This window comes from Sulfurimonas sp., from assembly GCF_027056685.1.
Lineage (GTDB): Bacteria > Campylobacterota > Campylobacteria > Campylobacterales > Sulfurimonadaceae > Sulfurimonas.
In genome coordinates this window covers 1-3,575 of record NZ_JALUKE010000118.1, presented here as the reverse complement: position 1 = coordinate 3,575, position 3,575 = coordinate 1, and the positions used below count along the sequence as shown (strand labels likewise).

The following is a 3,575-nucleotide window of genomic DNA, read 5'->3' as shown; positions in this document are numbered from 1 at the left end:
TAAACATTCTTTGCTCCTTTTGGATAATCAAACTCTTTTGCCTTTGTATTGACTAGAACAAATTGCTCTGTTGATTGACCATAATAGATGCCCATTTGCTTTAGTTTTAGAGGTACGCTACTAACAGGTGGAATGTCTTTGACTATAAGATTTGGCATACCATTTGCGTCTATTTCATTTACCGGATTCATAACAATTCCGTATCCATGCGTATAAATAAGATGCTTATTGACCCATGTCTGCGCTCTGTATGGTATCTCTGAGGCTGGAAGTTCTCTTGCTCCAAGAGCTACTTCTGTGTAGTTTTTAAAATGGTAACGGTCTACTTCTATATTTTTAAAATCATAATAGAGGCGAATCTCTTGAAGCTGTTTATAGGTTTGTATCAGTGGTCTTCTATCCCATAAGCGAATATTTTTGATTGTGTTATGATTTTGCAAAATATCTTGGTAGCTTGCATTGTTGTCTGCTGCAAAAGGTTTGACTTGAATTTTATTCAGACCATAAGCTTTTGTGGTAAATTTTATATTGTTCGCAATGAAAGGTGTCTCTTTTTGTAGTTCGGTTGGTTTAACAATGTACTCTTCAACAAGAGAGGGATATATCCAAACAAATCCAATGAGGACAAGAAACCAAAGAATCAGTGCCCCAACAACAACTTGCATCTTTTTATAGAGTGGATAAAAAAACAGAAGAAGCGTAACAATGGCTGTCATGACAATGATAGTCTTGTACGCAGGAATTTGGGCATAGACATCCATATAAGAGGGTCCATATGCAACACCATTGGAAGAGTAAAGGATATTGTAGAGTTCTATAATATAATAAGCACAGATACCGAGCGCAAAAAATGCACCTAAAAGCAAGAAATGTCTCTTAGCTTTTGTCTCAATTTGCAATCTATTGTTTTGGTAGTTAAAAATATTGTGTATATAATAGAAAAACCCAACGAAAAAAGTAGTCAAAACGAGCATTGTAAAATACCAGTTGAGTACAATTTGATAAACAGGAAGAGTAAATAGGTAAAAGCTTACATCTTTACCTAAAATAGGCTCTTGTAGATGAAAAGAGGTGGGGTGGAGAAATTTTAAAAAATCAATCCAATATTCAGCTGCAGAAGAACCCATAATAAGCCCAAACAATACAACTATGCTACCCCATGCCAAAATAGAGAATTTTTTATTGCCTAGAAATGAAAGCTTCTGCCGTAAATCATTATCAAGAAAAGGAGTAGTGCTTTGATGCTCTTCATGTTTATGATACGCATAATAGAGATTAAGCCCAGCGAACAAAACAAAAATAAAAAAGAAGAGAACAAAAGAGGAGATTTGTGCCAAAATATCAGTATCAAAGACCGAGCTGTATCCTAAGTTTTTAAACCACAACCAGTCCCCATAATATCCTACAAATAGGCTAAATAGAGAAATAAATACTATCAATAAGGCTAATGCAATAACTCTCTTTATAGTTTTGTTCATAATTGTCCAGCAATATAATCCGCAACTTCTAATATTCTTTGAGAATATCCATACTCATTATCATACCATGCCATAACTTTTACCATTTTATTTCCGACTACTGCAGTTGAGAGTCCATCGACAATGCAAGAGTGACGATTGTTGATAATGTCAGAAGAGACTATCTCTTCAGTTGTAAATTCCAAGATTCCCCGCAACTCATTCTCTGAAGCTTTTTTAAATGTTGCGTTGAGTGTTTCTTTTGTAACATCTTTGTTTAAAAGTGCCACAACTTCTGTGATAGCTCCATCAGGAACAGGTACACGAAGTGCCATAGCTTCCATTTTACCCTCTAATGCGGGAATAACTTCCACAGTAGCAATCGCTGCACCCGTTGTTGTAGGGATGATGTTTACAGCCGATGCACGACCGCGTCTGCGTTTTTTTGCACGCTTATCAACTGTGACTTGTGAAGAGGTGTATGCATGTGTTGTTGTAATCATTGCATTTTCTACGCCATAATTTTCTTCTAGCACTTTCATAACAGGAGCAAGTGAGTTGGTAGTACAAGAGGCATTTGAGATGATATGATGTTTAGCATTGTCATACTCTTTTTCATTGACACCCTTAACTATTGTAAGGTCAACATTTTTTCCTGGTGCAGAGATAATAACTTTTTTTGCACCCGCTGTGATGTGTTGCTGTGCCAAAGTACCATCAGTAAAACGCCCAGTACACTCTAAAACGATGTCGATGCCAAGCTCTTTCCATGGGAGTTCAAGAGGATTATGACTACTTACGATGGTAATCTCATGTCCATCGACTATGAGTTTGTTCTCCTGCGTTTGAATGTCAAAATTGGCTCTGCCATGTATAGAATCATATTTTAAAAGATAAGCAGCATCTTCAACACTCGAAGTATTTGCTGCAACTATTTCACAATTTTTTGGTAAATTGTTAATGTAATGTCTAAGTACCTGATTTCCGATACGCCCAAGTCCATTTATAGCTATACGCTTTTTCATAATTTTTTCCTTGTAAAACAGTATTTAACTTCCAAAAATTATACTCCCTATAAAGTAAATAATATGTTACTTAAGTGACATTAATTTTATAAATCTATATATTTGGCACAACGCTCTTTTAATTTTTCAAGGTTATTGACTATTATTGTGGCTCTTTTGTCTAAAATAATACCCTCTCTTTTAAGTTCTTGCAGGTCTCTTGTTACAATGGAGCGTACACTGCCTATCATCTCTGAAAGTGTCTCATGGGAAAGTTTTTTTGTTATTTTTGAAGAACTGTTTTCCTGCTCTTTGATTGCATGTTTGAGTAGAAGATTTGCAAGGCGTGTTTTTGTATCATAAAAGACGAGTGAGCGAGAGAACTCTTCCATCTCTCGAAATTTTTTGGCAAGACATTGTAAAAGATTTGTATTGAGTTGTGGATATTTCTCAATCCATGAGCGAATATAATGTGCTTCAATTTTTAGTAGCATACAGCTGTCAAGCGCTATATAGTCTATCATATTTTCTTTTTTATCAACGACTGGTACAATGTCAAATACCTCATACTCACCAAGTAAAAAAGGTGTAATACTCCTTGCATTTTCTGGATTAAGATATGATGTCTTTAAATTTCCTTCTATAATTACATAGAAGTATTTGAGTGTCTTTTCACTGTCAATGGTGGCTGATTTTTGTAAGCTTATTTGTTGAAAATGGGGCGCTGCCATCTCAAAAAAAGCATCATCCATCTGTGAAAAGAAAAATGTCTTTTTTAACTTATGAATAATCTTTTCATTTTTTTTCTTTTGCATTTTTTATCAGCCTTTTTGTGTTTTTAGAACTACTTTTTATTATATCTAAGGCATTTGAAATTTATTCTTTAAAATCTCTTTTCCCATCTCAACACCTGGCTGATCGTAGGTATTTACTTCAAGTATGATACCGCACAAAGATGTTAAAAGTTCATAGTATAAGATGAGTCTGCCGACATTTTTTTCATTTAAAGAGTCAAATGTGATTTTATCGACATTTATTCCAACATGTGATAAACTCTCTTTCGTTGCTTCACATTCGCCATCTATGAGTTCATTAAAACTAAAGCCGTTTATAT

The 3,575-nt window shown here is 34.7% G+C and carries 3 protein-coding genes and 1 pseudogene; all 4 read right to left on the bottom strand.

Going from position 1 to position 3,575, the window contains the following annotated elements; genetic code table 11:
* Nucleotides 1-1,478: UPF0182 family protein (locus MVY38_RS05320; RefSeq protein WP_297484113.1), on the bottom strand; the 1,478-nt coding region annotated here is incomplete at its 3' end.
* Complete coding sequence (gene gap, locus MVY38_RS05315; protein ID WP_297484112.1) at nt 1,475-2,482, bottom strand: type I glyceraldehyde-3-phosphate dehydrogenase; 1,008 nt, start codon at nt 2,480-2,482, stop codon at nt 1,475-1,477. The genes MVY38_RS05320 and gap, both read right to left, overlap by 4 nt.
* An 86-nt stretch (nt 2,483-2,568) precedes the next feature.
* Nucleotides 2,569-3,276 carry a Crp/Fnr family transcriptional regulator gene (locus tag MVY38_RS05310; RefSeq protein ID WP_297484111.1) on the bottom strand — a complete coding sequence of 236 codons (708 nt, stop codon included), beginning with the start codon at nt 3,274-3,276 and terminating at the stop codon, nt 2,569-2,571.
* Nucleotides 3,277-3,321: 45 nt separating this feature from the next.
* A pseudogene (locus MVY38_RS05305) lies at nt 3,322-3,575 on the bottom strand (glucose-6-phosphate isomerase); the annotation flags it as partial.

Excerpts from the sequence above, each read along its gene's own strand:
- MVY38_RS05310 (WP_297484111.1), bottom strand. The coding sequence starts at position 3,276 with ATGCAAAAGAAAAAAAATGAAAAGATTATTCATAAGTTAAAAAAGACA.
- gap (WP_297484112.1), bottom strand. The coding sequence starts at position 2,482 with ATGAAAAAGCGTATAGCTATAAATGGACTTGGGCGTATCGGAAATCAG.